The 18,863-nt window shown below is 63.3% G+C and carries 14 protein-coding genes; 8 read left to right on the plus strand and 6 right to left on the minus strand.

The features are described 5' to 3' along the window. Positions 1–5: 5 nt before the first annotated feature. From VT84_RS18720 to VT84_RS18730, 3 genes are all read right to left on the minus strand, one after another. On the minus strand, positions 6–1,184 hold the full coding sequence (locus VT84_RS18720; RefSeq protein ID WP_052554421.1) for a class I SAM-dependent rRNA methyltransferase: 1,179 nt from the start codon (positions 1,182–1,184) through the stop codon (positions 6–8). A 171-nt stretch (positions 1,185–1,355) separates the two neighbouring features. After that, the gene (locus tag VT84_RS18725; RefSeq protein WP_082840580.1) at positions 1,356–2,714 is read right to left on the minus strand and encodes a serine/threonine protein kinase; all 1,359 of its coding nucleotides are present in this window, start codon (positions 2,712–2,714) and stop codon (positions 1,356–1,358) included. A 93-nt stretch (positions 2,715–2,807) separates the two neighbouring features. After that, positions 2,808–3,842, minus strand: a complete 1,035-nt coding sequence (locus tag VT84_RS18730) for an aldose 1-epimerase (protein ID WP_082840581.1) — start codon at positions 3,840–3,842, stop codon at positions 2,808–2,810. A gap of 78 nt (positions 3,843–3,920) precedes the next feature. Here VT84_RS18730 and VT84_RS18735 point away from each other — a divergent pair, with 78 nt between their 5' ends. Together VT84_RS18735 and VT84_RS18740 are read left to right on the plus strand one after the other, a co-directional pair. After that, positions 3,921–4,973 (plus strand): Ldh family oxidoreductase, encoded by a 1,053-nt coding sequence (locus tag VT84_RS18735; protein ID WP_082840582.1) that lies wholly within the window; start codon positions 3,921–3,923, stop codon positions 4,971–4,973. A 69-nt stretch (positions 4,974–5,042) separates the two neighbouring features. Continuing rightward, positions 5,043–5,618 (plus strand): DUF1990 family protein, encoded by a 576-nt coding sequence (locus VT84_RS18740; RefSeq protein ID WP_052554427.1) that lies wholly within the window; start codon positions 5,043–5,045, stop codon positions 5,616–5,618. A 42-nt stretch (positions 5,619–5,660) separates the two neighbouring features. On the opposite strand, the gene VT84_RS18745 is transcribed toward VT84_RS18740, so the two are convergent. Then, positions 5,661–6,251, minus strand: a complete 591-nt coding sequence (locus VT84_RS18745) for an SIS domain-containing protein (RefSeq protein ID WP_052554429.1) — start codon at positions 6,249–6,251, stop codon at positions 5,661–5,663. Between the two features lie 547 nt (positions 6,252–6,798). On the opposite strand from VT84_RS18745, the gene VT84_RS18750 reads away from it, so the two are divergent. Beyond that, on the plus strand, positions 6,799–9,099 hold the full coding sequence (locus VT84_RS18750; RefSeq protein ID WP_082840583.1) for a SelB C-terminal domain-containing protein: 2,301 nt from the start codon (positions 6,799–6,801) through the stop codon (positions 9,097–9,099). Between the two features lies 1 nt (position 9,100). Here VT84_RS18750 and VT84_RS18755 read toward each other — a convergent pair whose 3' ends face one another. Both VT84_RS18755 and VT84_RS18760 read right to left on the minus strand, forming a co-directional pair. After that, positions 9,101–9,688 carry an RNA polymerase sigma factor gene (locus VT84_RS18755; RefSeq protein ID WP_052554434.1) on the minus strand — a complete coding sequence of 196 codons (588 nt, stop codon included), beginning with the start codon at positions 9,686–9,688 and terminating at the stop codon, positions 9,101–9,103. Between the two features lie 133 nt (positions 9,689–9,821). After that, positions 9,822–10,673: a DUF6624 domain-containing protein gene (locus VT84_RS18760; protein ID WP_157469622.1), complete on the minus strand. Its 852-nt coding sequence runs from the start codon at positions 10,671–10,673 to the stop codon at positions 9,822–9,824. A gap of 132 nt (positions 10,674–10,805) precedes the next feature. On the opposite strand from VT84_RS18760, the gene VT84_RS40945 reads away from it, so the two are divergent. From VT84_RS40945 to VT84_RS18785, 5 genes are read left to right on the plus strand one after another with little or no spacing between them, the layout of a single operon-like run. After that, positions 10,806–11,429: a hypothetical protein gene (locus VT84_RS40945; protein WP_239465406.1), complete on the plus strand. Its 624-nt coding sequence runs from the start codon at positions 10,806–10,808 to the stop codon at positions 11,427–11,429. Next, a complete protein-coding gene (locus VT84_RS18770) occupies positions 11,422–12,558 on the plus strand; it encodes an AAA family ATPase (RefSeq protein WP_052555617.1) in 1,137 nt (378 codons plus the stop codon). Before VT84_RS40945 ends, VT84_RS18770 begins: the two co-directional genes overlap by 8 nt. Beyond that, entirely contained in the window at positions 12,555–13,289 is a 735-nt protein-coding gene (locus VT84_RS18775) for a hypothetical protein (RefSeq protein WP_082840585.1), read from the plus strand. The genes VT84_RS18770 and VT84_RS18775 overlap by 4 nt, the downstream gene beginning before the upstream one ends. Then, positions 13,286–16,168 (plus strand): hypothetical protein, encoded by a 2,883-nt coding sequence (locus VT84_RS18780; RefSeq protein ID WP_082840586.1) that lies wholly within the window; start codon positions 13,286–13,288, stop codon positions 16,166–16,168. The genes VT84_RS18775 and VT84_RS18780 overlap by 4 nt, the downstream gene beginning before the upstream one ends. Beyond that, positions 16,116–18,857, plus strand: a complete 2,742-nt coding sequence (locus VT84_RS18785; protein WP_082840587.1) for a hypothetical protein — start codon at positions 16,116–16,118, stop codon at positions 18,855–18,857. The genes VT84_RS18780 and VT84_RS18785 overlap by 53 nt, the downstream gene beginning before the upstream one ends. Positions 18,858–18,863 lie beyond the last annotated feature (6 nt).

Here is an 18,863-nt window from a genome sequence, read left to right on the forward strand (position 1 = left end):
AGCGTTTACTCAACGCGACAGAACACCGCTTTCAGGTAGCGACCTTCGGGCACGTGTAACAGGAACGGGTGATCCGAAGCCGCGCCGCTGATTTTGAACACCTGAATCGTGCGCCCGGCTTGCCACGCGGCCCGGCGAATCGATTCGAGAAAGTCCGGTTCGCTGACCAAACCCGTGCAGGAACACGTGAGCAGCACACCGCCGGGCTTCACCACGTGCATCGCGAGCCGGTTCATGTCGCAATATTTTTTCAGCGCCTGCTCGACGTCCTCGCGGTCGCGTGTGAGTTTCGCAGGGTCGAGTACAACCGTATCGAACTTCTCGCCGTTCGGGATGATGTCCCGCAGCCACGCGAACAGGTCGGCTTGCACATAACGGATCTGGGCGCCGTTCAGTTTGGCGTTCTGTTTCGCCATGTCGAGCGCTTGTTCGTCGAGGTCCAGCCCGACGACTTCTGACGCACCACCCAGCGCCTTCGCGTACACGCCGAACCCACCCGTGTTGCAGCAGATGTCCAGCACGCGCTTCCCGCGACAGAACTCGGAGAGCGTCTTGCGATTGTCGCGCTGGTCAACGAAAAATCCGGTCTTGTGCTTGCTCCCAGGAGCCACACGGAACTTCAGCCCATGCTCGGTAATCACGTCTGGTGCCGGCGGTTCGGGCGCGCGACAATCGAACGATTCCTGTTTGCCGACGTGCTCTTCGGCGAAGTAGTAGAACCGCGCCGCGGGGTAGTGCGTGCGCAGGACGTCCATAATCACGCTGCGCTGCTTGTACATGCCGGCCGCGAAGAACTCCAGCACGAGCGTGTCGCCGAAGCGGTCCACGATCAGCCCGCTGAGCCCGTCGGCCTCGGAGTGGACGAGTCGATAGGCGTTCGTCACGTCATCGAGTTTGAGCGCCTCGCGCCGGAACGCGACCGCCGCGGCGAGCTTCCGCGCGAAGTAGTCCGCGTCCACGGCTTCGTCTTGTTTCGTGGTGAGAACACGGAGGGTGATGCGCGAGTGGCCGTTGTAGAAGCCGCGCGCGACCCACAAACCGTTCTTGTCCTGGATGTCGACGACGCTTCCCGGCGCGATGCGCGTGGCGGGCTTCTCGACCATCTTCTGGAAGATCCAGGGGTGCGACGATCGGCGCTCGATCTTCAGCGTGACTACGGGAATCGGAGCAATTTCGGGATTCATCTGGATTATCATACGCAATGCAAAGCAAAGGCAGAATGGCCACAAAAGGGCACAAGAAGCACAAACGAAACCAAAGGAATGAGTTCAGCCGAACTCGGTGTATCTCTTCGGTTTGTTTTTGTGCTTTTTGTGCCCTTTTGTGGCCATTCTGTCTTTCATCTTTTTCCGAGACTACGCCCCCAAATATTGCCGCAGCGCGAGGTGAAGTTTGTCGCAGCGTTCGTGCCAGTGGTGCTGGTCTTTCGGCGGGTAGTCTTTCAGGGGACTGAACGCCGCGACCACGTACAGCCGCGGTTGACCGGGATCGGGCTTGTCCATCTGGAGTTCGAGTTCGATCGGCTCCTGTCCGCGCGGCACTGATGGCCGGCGCGCCGAGAACCACCCGAGGAGGCCGCTGCCCTCTTTCGCTTCCCTGTAGCCGTCTGGAACGCCGAGGCGCATCCGGATCACCCCCGGTTCGCTCGTGAGCACCTGACCGCCGAAGTCTTCAACGAACCCGCGGAGTTTGGCCGCCGCGAGGCGCTCCGGCATAAACGCCTCAAACTCGTGTGTCACGTGGTACGGACTGGCCGGGACCCGCAACACGGGGGTGGGAGAGGCCACCTCCCCCTCCTCTGGTTCCTCCACGGCCATCGGCTCCCAGCCCTCGGGCATCGTGGTTTCCCAATAATTGTCACTGAGAGCCTGACCAAACATGTTCGCGAGTTCGTGTGCGGACTGCTGGCGCTCGTTCGGGTACTTGCACAGCGCGAGTTGCACCACCGCTTCGACCATCGGCGGAATATCGCTGCACCCGATCTTGATGAACTTGGGCGGCGATTCCTTGATGTGGGCCGCGAGGAGCTTGTCCTGGTAGTCGTAGTTAAAGGGCAGTCGGCCGGTGAGCATCTCGAAGAGAATTACGCCAACGGAGTAGAGATCGCTGCGGGTATCGACGCGGTCCCCGCGGATCATCTCCGGGCTGACGTACCCAGGCGTACCAATGGCGTAGATCGGGCCGTGACCGGTGAGTTCGGCGAGCTGAATGTGCGGCTTCGCGGCGAACCCGGCGAACCCGAAGTCCATAACCTTGAGCGTTTCCCGCTCCGTGTCCGCGTTCATCACCATCAGGTTCGAGGGCTTCAGATCGCGGTGGATGATCCCCGCGTCGTGAGCCGCCTGGAGCGCGTGGCAGAAGCACCCCAACAACCGACCCACCCGTTCCGGCGATAACCGACGGTGCTTGGTGAGCAGGTCTTCGAGCGTGATCCCGGGCACGTATTCCATCACGAGGCACGGGCCGATGGGGTCATCGACTGCGGCTTCGAGGAGTTGGACCGCGTAGGGGTGGTTGAAGTTCGCCATCGACTGAACTTCCGCCTCGAAGAGCTGGCGGAACTTCGGGTGCGTGACGACGTGGTCGTGGATGCGCTTCACCACGACGCGAAAGACGGGGTACTGGATCGACTGCGCCAGGAACACTTCGGCGTTGCTCCCGCTACCGAGCGATTGGAGCAATCGATATTTGCCGAGCGCCGTGGTCCCCGCCATCCCGCGTACTCCACCGAGCGTACAACGAAGTACGCAAAGTTAGGATGCGTTCCGGCGGGCGGCAAACGGTTACTGCCAGAGGTGAAATGGGGGTCAAATCTCGTTCGGCTCCCACACGTATTCGACCGCGCCCTCCCACTCGCCCCCCGGCGGCAGAATGCGCCATCCGCTGTCGATTCCGCGGGCCTGCAAGTTCGAGGCGTCGGCGGAACACGTGTACGGCTCGATCGCGAGCGCGTGACGGTGAGCGGGCGTAAATAGCACCAGTTCGCGGAAGGAAGCGTCCGCTCGCACCCGCAAACTCCCCACCGCGTTCGGGTGCGAGAGGCGCGCGAGCTCGATAAACCCACTGTTACGGTCTTCGTTGGCGGACACGCTCGTGAAGACATTATCGAGGGCCGTACCCCCAACCGCGCGCGGTTGCTGGAAATCGAGTTCGGCTGGTAGTTCCTTACGCCAACCCGTCGGAAGGTTGTTCTCGTTCACTTCCCAAACTTCGGTGACGTTCGCCTGTAATACACAGTCGGCGACATCGGGGCTGTTCATTCCGGGTAGCCGGAAGTAACCGTGGTAGCCCAATCCGAAGGGGAGTGGTCCCGACCCCACGTTCTCAACCCGCGCGTCCACGCGCAACTTGTTCGCATAGAGCCGGTACGTCACGCTGAACCGAAAGTCCGACGGCCAGAGCGGTAGAGATTCGGGCAGGTCTTTCGCGAGGTTGAATTCGCCCGTAACGAACGCGAAGTCCGAATCACCGTTCCAGTCCGTCACGCGCCACTTGTTGCGCGGGGTGAACCCGTGAATCGCGTGGAGCTTCGAGGACTCGTTGAGCGGGAGCTGGTACGTCTCGCCTTCAAATGTAAAGCGCCCGTCGCGCAACCGACCCGGGAACGGGAACAGGATCGGGTGCCCGCTCCGCGTCGGAACCGGGTTGCTCTCCCAATCCGGCATGTGAAACAGGATGTCGGCCCAGCGATTATCTTCCTGACGCACCTGCCACTTGAGACAATTGAACCCCCACTGCGGCCACACTTCAGCCCGAACCGTGCCGGCGTCGTTCGTGAGTTCATACACCTCACCGCTACGATCACCCGCCCTGCCCTGCGTTGTGCGCACTTCAAAGGCCATGATGCTACTCCCCTGCGATAATGACGATTCGCGAGGTGATTGTACTCGCCCCTCACTCCCATTTTCACGAGCCTTCTGATGCCGACGTTCTCCTCTTCCACACTCGTCGCGCTCACTCAGTCAATGTTTGAAGCAGCGGGCGTTCCGGATTCTGATGCTGGTGTGGTCGCACGCAGCCTGGTGGACGCGAACCTGTGCGGGCACGATTCTCACGGCGTCATGCGGGTTCCGCAGTACATCGACTTCTTGCGGAAAGGGACGTACAAGGCCGGTGCGCCACTCACAGTGATCTCCGAAACTCCGGCCGTCGTTGCGGCCGACGCGGGCTGGGGATTGGGGCAGGTTCAAGCCTACCACTTGCTCGACAAACTGCTTCCCAAAGCGAAGACGCTCGGTATCGCGGCCGGCACCCTACGAAACTGCGGTCACATCGGGCGCCTGGGGGAATACGCAGAGTTCGCAGCGAAGGAGAACATGGCCCTGTTCGCGGCCGTGAACTCGCACGGTTCGGGGCGCCGCGTCGCGCCGCCCGGTGGCACCGAGGGGCGCATCAGTACCAATCCGATCTGCATGGGCACACCCACATCGGGTGTGCCAGTAGTCATCGATTTCGGAACTAGCGCCGCGGCGGAGGGGAAAGTTCGCGCCCAGTTCCAGAAGAAGGAACCCGCGCCGGACGGCTGGCTCATCGACCACACCGGCGCCCCCACGAACGACCCTAGCGTGCTCTACAACGAACCGCGCGGCAGCCTGATCCCGTTCGGCGGCACGCAAGCCTACAAGGGCTTCGGTTTAGGTCTGCTGCTCGATCTTCTGTGCGGCGGGCTGTCGGGCGGAGCGTGTAGCAATCCCGCGTTCCCGCTCGCGGGTCAGGGGAACGCGGCCGTATTCGTATTGTTTAACCCCGCGCTCTTTGGCGGCACCGATCACTTCCTGAAGGAAACCGATGGGTTGACGGCATACGTCCGTTCGTGCCCAACCACCGCGGGAATCAGCGCAATCACACTCCCCGGCGACCCGGAACGGCTCACGAAGGAAAAGCGCCTCGCGACCGGCATCCCGGTTCCCGACGGTACATGGGAACTCATTGCGAAGGCTGCCACGGAGTTGAAAGTACCGCTCCCGGCGTAAGCAGCCGTTGCGAACCGGGCCGATCCGCGGTTCGATTTACGTGGATTCGGTCCCGGAACGAGAACCGCCATGCCTCTACTTCGCAAGCCCTCGCCCAACGTCATTCAGAGATTTCTCGCCGCGCAAGCACAACTTGAGTTCTCCTACGCGGCCGTTGGCACCACCGCGACCACACCCCCAGCCGGCTTCGTCGTGGACCACACGCGAGCCAAGCTCGGTGAGGGCGAACGTGTGTTTCTCGCAGCGAAAGCCGCTCTCACGCAGTGGGAGCACTTTCGCCTCGGTTGGGTCGAAGCGGGACCGTCCGACACAGTAATCCAAACCGGCTCGTGCGTGGCGGTCGTTGCACGTGTGATGGGGTTCTGGTGGCTCAATGCGTGCCGGATCGTTTACGTCGTGAATGAAACAGACGCCGTAGCGCGTTTTGGATTTGCTTACGGCACCCTTCCAGGGCACGCGGAATTGGGCGAAGAGCGGTTCATGGTCGAGTGGGACCGCGCCAGAAACGCCGTCTGGTACGACATCCTGGCGTTCTCACGTCCGAACCACCCGCTGGCCCGACTAGGTTACCCGCTCACGCGAAAAACCCAGCGCCGCTTCGCCCAAGACTCGGTCCGCGTAATGCAACGGGCCACACGTCTATGAGTGCCGGAGAATTCTTGGCTGCAACACTCAGGACTTCTTCGCTTACATGCTGATCCGGCGATAGGTATCGTCCACGACCCAGTGGAACGCGGTCAGGTGGATCGATTCGACGATGCCCATGTCGTCGAGCGGCACGTGCAGCCCGAAGTGGGCCAGCCCGCGGAGCTTCCCGCCCGAAAAGCCAGTGCAGCCATACGTAGTCAGCCCGTGAGCATTGGCCCACTCGACCGCGCGCAGGATGTTCGGGCTGTTCCCGCTCCCGCTGATCGCGATCAGCAAATCCCCGGGGCTGGCGAGGTTCTTCAACTGCTCCGAGAACACGCGATCGAAGCCCTCGTCGTTGCCCCAAGCCAGAATGTACGGCGTGTTGTCGGTGAGGCTCAGCACCTTCAGCCGCTTCTTCGTGTCGTCATCGAAGAACTTGCGCGCGAGCGTGCCCTTCCCCATGTCTTCACAGAAGTGCGAAGCGTTCGACCCGCTGCCGCCGTTCCCGATCACGAACACGAACCGCCCCGCAACGTACCGCTCGTGAACCAGATCGGAGAGCTTCTGAATTTCGGCCGGATCGATGCGGCCCAGTTCTTCGGCTACGCGGGAGAGAAACTGCTTCGGATTGAGAGTCGAGCCAAGCATGTGTCGTTCTCAGTTCGAGAGGATCGGGTGGCGTGACCCCGGTACGCGGGCGTACCAAGTCGGGTCGAGTCAGTGCAGCGGAATGAGGATGTTCTATCGCTGCGACCGCCGCGGTGACACCACCCGTATCCATACCGAACGAAGAACCCGGCCCACAACCCGAACGCGCTGTCAAACGAATGACGCCCGACCTCCCAGGCGGGTTGTCCAAAGCTAACAATTGCTAACATTTCCCGGCTCGCCAGCCGCCACATCTTCCTCGCAAACCCCATCTCAGTAACGAGTTACAAACTCATCAACTCGCACCCGATGTTAACCTCCGTTTCGCGTCTCACTCACGACCGAACGGCTCAAAGTGCCTACCCCCGCACCTGCGTCAAATCTGAACAAATGAATGCTAACAGAAAATTTTAGCGCATACAAGAAAAATATCTACTAACTTCACTTTCAAATCCCGTTGCACTACGGATTTGACTTCGCGCCCACTGCCCCGCGTAGCTCGGAATAGAATGCTTCGTTGGACGCCCTGCGACGCGAGCCACTTCATATGCCACGCGACCTCATACTCGGCACCGCCGGGCACATCGATCACGGAAAAACGTCACTCGTTAAGGTGCTCACCGGGATCGACTGCGATCGACTCCCGGAAGAAAAGGCACGCGGAATCACCATCGACATCGGGTTCGCGAACCTCGACCTCGGCGACGTGCGGCTCGGTATCGTGGACGTGCCCGGCCACGAACGGTTCGTGAAGAACATGCTTGCGGGTGCGACCGGCATCGATCTCGCGCTCTTAGTTGTGGCGGCGGACGATTCGGTCATGCCTCAAACGCGCGAGCACCTCGAAATCCTCAAACTCCTGGGCATCCGCAACGGGCTGATCGCGCTCACGAAGGCCGATTTGGTCGATGAAACGACGCGCGATGTGGTCGGACTCGAACTCCGCGAACTCGTGCGCGGATCGTTCCTTGAAGACGCACCGATCATCCCCACCTCCGCGCACACGGGCTTGGGGATCACAGAGCTGAAAGACGCGCTGCGCGAGATGTGTCTGCGTGTGGGAGGCGAAGAACCTAACACCCCGGCCCCCCTCCCTGAAGGGAAGGGAGAAAGGCAACCTAACCCCCTAACCCCCTTCCCTAAGAAGGAAGGGGGAACAGAACCATCGGTGGTTTTAAGCCCCTCTCCGTTTAGGGGAGGGGTTGGGGAGGGGTTACAGCCAGAACCTCCCCCCCCATCCCCCCTCCCTGAAGGGAAGGGGGAGCAGGTGCGCGATCCCGCTGTGCTTGAGGCTATGTCGGCCGACAATTCTTTCTCCCCCTTCCCTGACAGGAGGGGGTTGCAGGGGGAACCCGGAGGGGGTTCCCCCTCACAAGAGGCGAGGGGGGATGGGGGGGTAGGTTCTTCGCCCCCCTCAGCGAACGCACAGAGAGGCGGTTCCTCCTGGTTCCGGCTCCCAATTGATCGCTCGTTTGTGGTCCAGGGACACGGTACGGTCGTGACCGGTTCGGTCGTATCCGGCTCGATCGCAGTCGGAGACGAACTCGAATGGCACCGCGGGGACGGAACGACGGAACTCGTCCGCGTGCGGGGGCTGAACAACCACGGTCAGCCCGCGGCAGAAGTGCATCGCGGGCAGCGTGCCGCCGTGAATCTCGCCGGAGTGCCGCACGAACAGGTGCGCCGCGGACAGGAACTCGCTCGGCCCGGTTATCTCCTTCCGAGCAAGGTGGTCACCGTCCGACTGTTCGCGTCAGCCGAAGGTCGACACGGCATCAAGCACCGCCTCCCGGTGCGCTTACACGTTGGAACTTCAGAAGTCATGGGAACCGTGTCGCTTCTCGACTGCGACACAATTGATCCGGGGCAATGGGGACTCGCGCAACTGTTCCTCGCGGAGCCGGTCACAACAGTTTGGGGGCAGCCGTTCGTGCTACGCGACTCGTCCGCGGAGCACACCCTGGGCGGCGGGCAAGTTGTTCAGCCCACCGCGGTAAAAGTGCGTCGGAGACACATCGAAGCCATCGAACAGATTGAAAAATTGTGGTTCGACAAGCCCGAAACACGGGCACTCGCGGTTGCGTGGTTCGCGGGTACGCAAGGGTTTGAGCCAAATGATCTGGTGCGATCGGCCGGCGTTGAACCCAATCAAATCGAAGGACTTGTTTCGCAACTCACCACAAACGGGAAACTCACGGAACTCGCGTTCGCGTCGAAACGTCGGCTTCTGATCCACACCGAGCGCGTCACGCAGTTAGAATCGCGCGTGCTCGACACACTCGGCGCGATGCACGCCGAAAACCCGCTGATGACGACGCACGACCGACAAAAAGTGCTCGCCCGGCTCGACTTCGTCGGCGACGAGCAGCTCCTTCAAGCGATCGCCGACCGGCTCATCCGCGCGAAGAAGATTGTGGGGGACACGCGCCGAATCGCTCGGGCCGATTTCAAACCCAAGCTCAGTGCGAACCAGCGCAAATTGAAAGATAAGATTGTTGAAGCACACGCCAACGCGGGCTTCGCCCCACCCGAACCCAAGGAGTTTGCGAACCAAGCGGGTGGGAACGCGACCGCGCTCAAGGACATTTTCGAGGTCGCGTGTGCGGAAGGATTTTTGGTGCGTGTAACGGACGAGATCTACCTGTCGGCAGAAGCCGAAGCCGAAATGCGACGGCGCGTCACCCAACGCTTGCAAACTGGCCCGGGCGCGACCGTCGCAGAGATCCGCGACCTGCTCGGCACGACGCGGAAGTTCGCCGTGCCGGTGTGCGAGTATCTGGACCGGGTCGGGCTCACGAAGCGCGCGGGCGATCTGCGTGTTTTGGCAGAACCGGCCGCTACGGGATGATTCAAACGCGATCGTCGCCGATGATTTCACGAATCCGCTCGCAGGCACGCGACCAGCGCCGGCGAATGGTGCGCTCGTCGACCTGGAATAGTTGCGCGATCCGAATTTGCGTCCAACCGTGGTAGAACACCAGCCCCACGACCTCGCGTTCCTCAACCGGCAGTTCGTCCACGGCTTCGTGGAACCGCACCCACAGGTCGAAGTCCGGAGGGGCGTCCGCGGCCGGTTCAACGGGCGGGTGGGAATCACCGGGCACATCGAACGGCAACCACGCTTTCCCGCGGCACCGGCGAGCCAGATCGATTAACTCGCGCCGAATGTGGACCGCAGCGAGGTTGAAGAAATCCCGAGTCGTTTCCGGGTGCATCGTTCGGAGCGAGCGCAAGAGCCGGATGGTACTGTTTTGCAGCACGTCGCCCGTATCCGCCTGCGCACGGACGTTCGGGAACGATCGCGTCATCCGCCGGGCGAGCTTCTCCAGCCGCTTACCCGTTGCGCGAAGCAGCTCGTCCGCTGCTTCACGATCCCCCGAGCGCCACCGGGTCAGGCAGTCCTGAAGATTGATCGAGTCAAACGTGGTGTCTGCCATACGAGTGCCGCAAAAGGGGATTGGTGCGAGCAGAAATATCCTACCCGACCAGAACCCCCGGTGCCAAGCACGGCGTTTAAAGTTTGAAGTTTAAAACGCGGATCTCCCCTCAACACGCGACACACTCTTGCGACTACGGGAATATCAGCACGGCCTCCGCTTTTCCGTCCGTGATCCACAGACTGACCTTTACCCCCTCCTTGATGTCACTCAGTTCGGCCGACGGGACGAGTTTCCCCATTTGCTTGTGGATCGCCGTTACTTTGGTGATCGGAACGCCCTCCTCGCGGTCCTTCACGAACACGGTAGCGAGCACGTCCTTGTCCGACTCTTTGGCGGGAACGACCTTCGACACCACCGCCTCGACGTCCGGTTTGCGGACCGGGATCGCGGGCCGGAGTTTGTACATCTTCTCCGCGGTCACCACGTAATCGGCCATCGACATCAGCCCGAGTTCCTTGCGGCGCGCGTCCAATGTATCGGGGTCTTCCACGGGTCTGGGAACGAGTTTGCCATTCTTCTGTTCGAGCTGTGTGCCATATCGCTGTTTCTTACCCTCGGCCGACAGCACGCGATCGGTGAGGTACGCCAAGTCCGTCCCCGTAGCCTCATCCACCTTCACCGCGGCGCCGAGCAGTTCCAGGCACTTCTTCTGGAACGGCAGATCTGCATCAGAGTGCTGAACCAACAGCCACGCGGCGTGCGATCCGTCCACACCAACCAGTGTTTTGCCCGGCCAGCCGTGCTTCTCGACCACACCCTTGAACCACGCGCGGTTCGTGTCGTCCACTTTCTTGAGCGCTTCCAATATCTCTTTCGGGGGCGGGTTCCCCGCATTAATCAGCTTCATGCGGGCTTCCTGATCAGTCTTCACCCGCGAGAGCAGTTCCTCGCGCAGTGCCGGCTCTTTTGCCGCGTCGGGTGGCGCAGCTTGAAGCGTCGCTGCGAGGATCAATACAGCAGAAATCGCAATTCGTTGCATCATGTTCGCTCCGAAGTGACGACGTATCTTCTCACGATCGCATCAGCTAGTCGAGAACCAATTGAACTCGAACTCGCTTCCCGCCCCAGGTGTCGTACCGCTGTGGTATGATGGCGGGACCAAACCAGGTTGCCCATGCGCCCGTTTCATGATTGGCTCGATCGCGTACTCGACTCCGGCGAATCCGTTCAGGACGCGCCCCTACATCTCGCGCCGGCCGAACGCACCGCGGTCGAGGGTCGGTTGCGTTCCGCGTTCAATCTCCACGCGCTCGATGTTGCAGGACCGCCGGTCGCGTTCGATCCGGACACGGCACTTCGCGCGGCCACGGCCCTTGCACGTGCGTGCTGGCTGCTAGTTGGTGCAGAAGAGAACGAGCCAGTGGCACTCATACTTCCACCCACAGAGGCACCAGCCGCGAACCTTTCGGCCGATGTCACGCTCCGGTTCATGCCGGCCGTCTACCGTCGCGCGCGGGTGCGCGATCCCGAGAGCCCGCTCGTCACCGAACTGGACCGCCTGCTCCGAGCGTGGCCCCTTTCGGGTGTACTGGCCGACCTCGACGGCGCGGCGACCGCCCCACTCGATTTCGGTGGGCACGCGGGCCTCCAGTTGCTTTATGCTGAACGTCTCGTCGTCACGGCCCGGCCCGGCTGGATACCACCGGACGGTCCCGCGCGGGCGTGGGCCGAGCGGATATTTGCCGAACGCGGAACACAACTCCCTGTTGAACTTCCAAAAGGTGCCCCCCGTGCCTGATGCGCCCGCCGACCGCCTCCGCCACTCGGCAACCGATCGACTCAAAGCACGATTCGTGGGGCGCGACGAGGTGATCGACCTCATCGCTCTGGCAGTCGTTGCGGGCGAACACCTGTTTCTGTTCGGCCCACCGGGGACCGCAAAGTCGCTCCTTGTTCGCGAGTTTGCCGGAGCTGTTCACTGCCGCTACTTCGAGTACCTGCTCACACGGTTCTCCGAACCCACGGAACTGTTCGGCCCCGTTGATCTGGCCCGGTTGCGAGAAGGCGTGGTCGCCACCGTCACTACCGGGATGCTCCCGGAAGCCGAGTTCGCGTTCCTCGACGAACTCTTCAACGCGAACAGTGCGATCCTGAACAACCTGCTCACGGTGCTCAACGAGCGCGTGTACCGGCGCGGCGCGGAAACGCACCGGTTACCGCTGTTGAGTGCGTTCGCGGCGTCCAATCACCTACCGGAAGACGATGCCCTTCAAGCACTGTTCGACCGGTTCCTGCTCCGGTGTAAGGTCGACGCCCTCCCCCGCACACAACTGCCCGCGTTGCTCGCCGCGGGATGGGCGATCGAGCGGAACGGGAAGCCCACTACTGACAGGAGCGACGCTCTGACTGCGGACGACCTACACGCAATGGGCCGGCTCGTCAAAGACGTGGTTCTCGAACCAATACTGGAACCCTACGCCGACGCAGTCGAGAAGGTGCGCGACCTCGGTGTCACGCTTTCCGACCGGCGGGCGGTGAAGGTACTGAAGTTGGTCGCAGCATCGGCGGTAATGTGCGGTCGCGCGACGGCTAACGTATCGGATCTGTGGGTGCTTCGGTACGTGTGGGACCGTGTGGAACAAATTGGACCACTCGGATCGCTGGTGGCCGGTATCCTCGATCACGCCGGTAAATCAGACACTCCTCACCCGCGTGCGGCCCAACCCGAAGCGGTCGATGTCGAGGCTCTCGCCGCGGAACTGGCCGAGGCCGAGCGCGAACTTGCGATCGGACCAAAGCTCGTGGAAATCGCGCGCCTGCGCGAGCGCGTCCAAGCCGTGGCAGACCGAAGCTCGTGGGTGACCGATGCGACCGGCCGGAGCCACCTTCTGACCCAAGCGGGCGCTCTCCTGAAGAGGCTCGGATGACCGCGCCCACACACGACCCGTGGGCCGGTGTCTCGGCCGCCCGGTTGCCCCAAGAGCACCTCGCCGCGCTCGCCGCGGTCCGCCACTTCACGGACGTCCGCGTGCTCCTGGCCGACGGCGTTGCGTGGGTGCGCTGGCCCGCAGGCCGTAGCGAAGTCGTGCGCTGCCTCCTCCCGGTTCCCGGCGTGGTGTTTTACAGTCAGCACGCGGGGGCGTGGGTCCGCTTCGGGCACCTCGTCCCCACCGACGACGCACCGCCCGCCGCAGAAGGCAAGTCGATCGCTGAAGTGCTGATGCCCGCACGGTTCGAGCCGATCCCGCCGAACGCGCCGCTCCCCGCGCCTGTTATTCTCACCGTGATTCGTGGCGGTAACCCACAATCCGCTACGGCCCTTATTTGCACAATTGCGGAACTTGCAGAATGGACTGATACCGCAACCACTGCGGAACTCGCTCGCGTGCGCGGGGCACGAACCGGGGATCGCGTAGCACTGATCGGGGAGCAACTCCCGACAATTCCCCGCGCCAAGCGATTCTGGGGACGCGACGTCTTCGTACCCGTCGGGTTTCGGCCCGAACCGAACCTACCGACGCCCGCGCTCCTCGCGGCAACCGGAACGACCCCCAAAGAGTTCCTGTTTCTGGACGAAACTGGGGCAGACGTGATCCCTCGCGGCGCATTCGAGCCGCTCACGCGCGCGGGGATACGGTTGGGGGTGTCCGAACGATGAACACGCTCGATCGGGCCGAACAGTACCTCGCCATCCCGCCCCAATACGGTGCCGATCTGGGCGGGTTGTGGTGGTCGTCGCGCCGCGACGCTATCGAACGACGCGACGGAAATACGCTCGCCGTCGCCGACGAGGTCCGCACGGTTCTCGACGGCGCACTCACACCCGTCACAGTGCCAGCGTTCGCGTTTGTATTGAACGTGCTTTTGCTGATGAAATCGAACGGCGGTACCAGGTTCGAGTCGCTCCACCAGGCCTACGCTGCCACACGCGGGGTCGCGACCCGGGGGCGAAACGTCGGGCTGCTGATCGCCCGATTGTGCCGCGCCCTTCCTCCCGTTCCGGGCAGGATCACAACAGAGGACATCACGGTCGCTCTCCGCTCGCTCCGGCTCTACGGACCGCACGCGCGCGCGGAATCGGCCGAAGAACCGCCGCTCACGCGCGCCGAATTCGAGCAACACCTCGCGGACCAGCTCGCCCGTTTCGACCGGGCGGCGCTGATTCACTGGCTCTCACACGGATGCCCACCCGACACGGCGGGGCAACAACTCGCCGAGCGCGCCGAAACGCTACCGGGACGTGTAACGCAGCTCCTGTTGCTCGCCCGCAAGCGCGCGCGACTCGTCGGCGCGGCGTCGCTGGTGTCGGCGCTCGATGCCGCCCTCACGCTCCCGCCGCGCGGCCGGCCGCCCAACGCCCTGCCGCTCGGCGGGTACTGCGACGTCACGACCCGCGGCGACCCGGAGCGCCTGCTCCCGGGGCAATTCGCGCTCGACCCGGACGAGTTCGTGCGCCGGTTCGCTGCGAGCGAGCTGCTGTACTTCAAGCGCGAGGAACCGCACGAAGCGGTGCGCCCGGAACGCATCATCCTGCTCGATCAGGGCGTGCGAACGTGGGGGAGCGTCCGCCTCGCGCTCGCCGCCGCCGCGCTCGCTTTGCTCCGTGTGGACGCGAAACGGTCCGGTCCCGCGCGACTCTTCACCACGTCCGGCGCGGTCGACCTCCTGCACCCGAACCCGGCCGTGGTCGCGGACCGATTGGAAGCGAGCGACCTGACCCCGAACCCCAGCGACACCCTCGAACGACTGCTGCAAACGGGCGAAGGAGAACCGCGCGACATCATCGTGTTGACACACCTGCGGAACTGGCGCGAGCCGAACATCACCTCGGCCGCGGCGAAACACGCCGCCAACGATCGATTGTTCGCGGTCACCGTCGACGAAACCGGGCGAGCCGAGCTCTCACAGTGGGTGCCATACGGCGCGCGGGCACTGCGTTCGTTCCGAGTCGACCTCGTCGCGGCCGAAGCCGCGCGCCCCGACTCAGATGCCCCACGCCCAAAACTCGGTCCGACGCCCTCGGCCGTCGGCTGGAGCGGCGACGTCGAACCGGTGCCCTTCCCGTTTCGGCCGGGCGTGGTCAGCGAACCGCAGCACTTTGGGTTCGCCACGCACTGCAGTTGGCTCGTCGCCGCCGGGCGCGACGGGGTGCTTCACGGCTTCGCGTTTGACGGTACACCGCCGGAAGTGCTCCCGCGCCCGTACCGAAGCGGCATTGTGCTGAGGCACGTGGACGCGGTCCTCGGCGTGACCGGTGGGGTGGTCGTGTGCGGTCGGATGGCGGTGCTGAACGCACCGACCGTTTCGGCCCCGGCACCCCACGCCGTAACGCTGCATACGAGCGATTCCCCGGTGATGGCCTCCGGCGCGTCCGACGATCCCCTGCCGGAACAGTTGATCGCGGCCCACTACGACTGGGCGACTCGGCACGTCACTCTGCACGTACTTGGTCCGGTTTCGAGCGGTGCGCGCTGGTCCGCGTACCCGGAGCTACACTGCATTGTCGTCCGTACAGGCGCAGAAACTGGCCGCGCCTTGGACCTCGGTACACACGGCCGATTTCCCGTCCCCGGTGCCCACGCTTCCGCGATCGTCAGCCGCGCGTGCCACGCTTGGAACCGCGCAACGAAGGGCGCCCCGCCTTACGATCTGCCGATCCTGACCAGTTTCCCCCCGGACGGCACCCGGGACGTGCCGTTCATACTCCACGTAAATCGGGGCGCACTGACGATCCAACAACCACCGACACCCTGGCAAACACTGGCACCGCTTCGCGACGGTAAGATGTTTTTAAGTGGCGCCGAGTTTCACCGCGCGCATCTCGCCGGAGACGTGCTGGCACTGTCGTATGCGAACGCCGGTGAACGAAATTTACTTCTGCTCCGCGGACCAGACGGCGCGGTTCTCGGCGAACTCCAACACCCGCTCCGCAACGCCTTCGCTTTGTCCACCAACGGGATGCTTCTCGCTCGTTGCGACGGGGCGCACACGGTCACCATCGCGGACACGGCCGCGCCCGCGCGACCGTTCGTGACCGGAACTCATGCCGCGCTGCACAACGGATTGCAGGTCAAACTCAACGCGGCCCCGTTCGAGCTAACGATCATAATCGGCGGGTACCAGCACCAGTTCCGGATCGAATCCGGCGCGCTGCACTATGGATCCCGCTGGGAAATGTCCGAGCAAGCAAAACCGCTCAAAACGCCGGCTTATTACTCCCCGGCAAACTACGACCCCGTTCGGTTCCCGATCCGCGAATCCGTGTTCATAGGCGGGTGGATCGCAGTCGTTGACCGACTCGGACAGGTTCTGCTGTTCCGGCGCGAGGGGGCACTGGTCGCGGCGTTCGTGGTCCGGCGCGAGCGCGTGGCCGTGTGGGTTCCGGGTGGGGTGTTTTGGGGCGATGCGCGATTGATCGGCGGCCCGACTACTCCGGACGCGGCCGAAAAAATTGGTCGGGCGATTTCCGAAGCGGGAGGCACCAGTGGAGATACCGTTCCGGTTGGTCCGGCGCGACGCTCCGGTCAGCGCGGCTGATGCGTTTCTGCTGTTCGCGAACGACGCGGGCACGTTAGCCACAGCCTGCGCGCTGTTTGGTGAACTCCCCACAGTGTTCGCGCTCCAGAACGGCTTCCTGCTCCTACCGAGCATTTCGGAGACGCGCGCGCTACCCGGTACGATCCGGTTGCGCCGACTGGCCGGTGATCTGTTCGTGCCGACCGACGCAAACCTGCTCCCGGCACTGCTCCCGGACGAAGCGTCCGGTTTAACGCGGGACCGCGGGCTGGTGATTCTGGCGGGCGGAACCGTCCTCGCGTTCGATGTCACGCGCCCGCTACCGGTCACGAGTTGGCTCAAGCCCAGTGCGCGGCGACGAGCGGATTGGCGTCCGTATCCCGAACGCCCCGAGCGCCCCAACACGCTGATGGTGATCGAGCGCCCGGTACCGCCGGTCACAGCAGTGATCGAGATCCTCGGCGCGGGCGCACCTGATGGCACGCGCCCCCATTCCGGAACGGGAGAAGACGAAAATGCCGACGCGGGCGTTCCCGAAGAAGCGCGGCCGCGTAAGGGTGGGTCGATGTTGGGCCGGGCTGCTGCGGGCGCCGGGCTTGTGGCCGGTGGGTTCCTCGCGTGGCTCGGCAAACAGTTTGGTTCAAATAAGTTGGCCCGGATCGGTGGTGATCTCGCGCGCAAGGCACTCGAACGTGTTCCGCGGTTGAGTGAGAAACTGTTCGGCGAGCAAGAAGCCGCGCTCCGCGAGGTGCTGCGGCAGTTGCAATCAGGCGACATCGAGAAGGGACTTCAGCACGCTCCGATCGCGGTAGCCGATCCCGACCAACCGGCCAGCGTCGGTACGAACGCAAAACTCGCGCGCCGCGACCCGCGGTACTCACTCCGCGACTTGGTGGGGACCGGCAGGGGCGGCGGAACGGCGTGGTTGGGCGGCGGGGACGTGTGGTTGGAATTGGCACGCGAGTACCGCAGGCTCGCCGCCGAAGCGAGCGCACGCGGCGACCACCGCCGCGCCGCGTACCTGTACGGGGTGCTGCTCCGCGACCTGCGCGGCGCGGCGAACGCGCTCGTCGCCGGGGGGCTGTTCCGCGACGCCGCGGTGCTGTTTCGCGACCGACTGAACGACCCGCGCGCCGCGGCGAGTGCGTTCGAGCGCGCCGGGATTCACGACGAGGCGCTGCGACTCTTTGAGAAATTAGCGCTCTACGAGGAAGCCGGCGATTTACTCCGGCGCCTCGGTGACGAGGACCGCGCGGTGGCGTTCTACCTCCGCGCCGCGAACCGGTTACGCAACGATCGGAAGTTCCTGGCCGCCGGCGACCTCGCGCTGTCTAAGGCGTACCACCGAGACGTGGCGGCGGACCTTTATCGACTCGGGTGGCAGCACTCCGGCAGCGCGGAATCCATTACGTGTGCAACGCGGCTACTCGATGGGTACGCTGCCACGAACGACCGATCTGCTTTCGATCACTTCTTGAACGAGGCCGAAAGCGCGCTCGCCGACCGACCGCGTGACGGGGGGCGGTTCTTCAATTACGCCCTGAGTTCGAGCACCGAGTTTCTTCCCGAGGACGCTCGCGCGGATCTCACGGACCGGGTACGATTAATGTTCGCAGCACACTTACGCACACACGCCCTCATCGGCGGAGCCAGTGGGCTGGTCGGCGAGTTGTTCCGGGCCGATCGTGTCTGGTCGGCGCCCGTTCATCGAGACGCGGCGTTCGCCGCGCACAGTCGCTCAGCGCCCTCCGAACCACCCAAGCCGGCTCCACCTCGGGAACCGGACCGGCGCCTCGTCACCGGTCCTGTCACAGCCGTAGTTGCCGTTCGCGGAACATTTGACGCTGTCGTCGCTGGAACAGGTGAGATCGTCTGCTGGCGCGTGACAGATGGAATCGTCCAATCGATCGCAACAAAGAGTGAGCGAGTTACAGCGCTATCGGCATCCGCGCGGGGTGACGTGATTTATGCCATCACCACCAGCACCGACGGGACGTGGCGGCTCCGTTGTTTCGCCGCGGACCGCGGAGGTACGTTCCGACCCACAACTCAGTACACGCTCGCAACCAACGAAAGCGCCGGCTTCTCTGTTTACCTGCAAGCAGCCGCGACGTTTCATGCTGGCGAACACCGCGTCGTGGTTTCGACTCCCGAAGAGCACCTTGCATTCGTCGGCCCGTACCTCCAGTCCGACCTGATGAACCCGTTTATTGGCGACGACGGAACGGTGCATCTGCTCGTAGAAACCGGGGACGGAGGAATCTGGTGTTGGGAGGGACAGCGCATCTGGCACCGCTCCAGTACGGACCCCACGCTGTGCTTATGGAACGCACCCGCTGTCGGCAGCCACGTCGATTGGCTCGCGCCGACACCGTCGGTTCTGGAGATCGCAATGGCGGCTTCGACCGGTCAAGTTTGCTGGGCCGAATTCGACGCGCACGATACGAAAAAAGGTCAAAATCGTAGCGCCTTCACCGCCCCGTCAACCTTTTACAGAGCAGCTTGTTTGGTCGCACCAAACACAATCGTCGCTGCCGCAGACCCGAACGAAGTGCACTGGCTACGTGTTGCGGGAAATCAATTAATCGTGTCAGCCACAGTCACCCTCTCAATACCCACCGTTGTGGTCTCACTGATTGCGCGACCCGATCCCAACGAGGTGGTGGCAATTCTGTCGGATGGAGGAGGATGCCGGATTCAGCGGCCGTGATTCGAC

It is taken from the genome of Gemmata sp. SH-PL17 (assembly GCF_001610855.1).
Taxonomy (GTDB): domain Bacteria; phylum Planctomycetota; class Planctomycetia; order Gemmatales; family Gemmataceae; genus Gemmata; species Gemmata massiliana.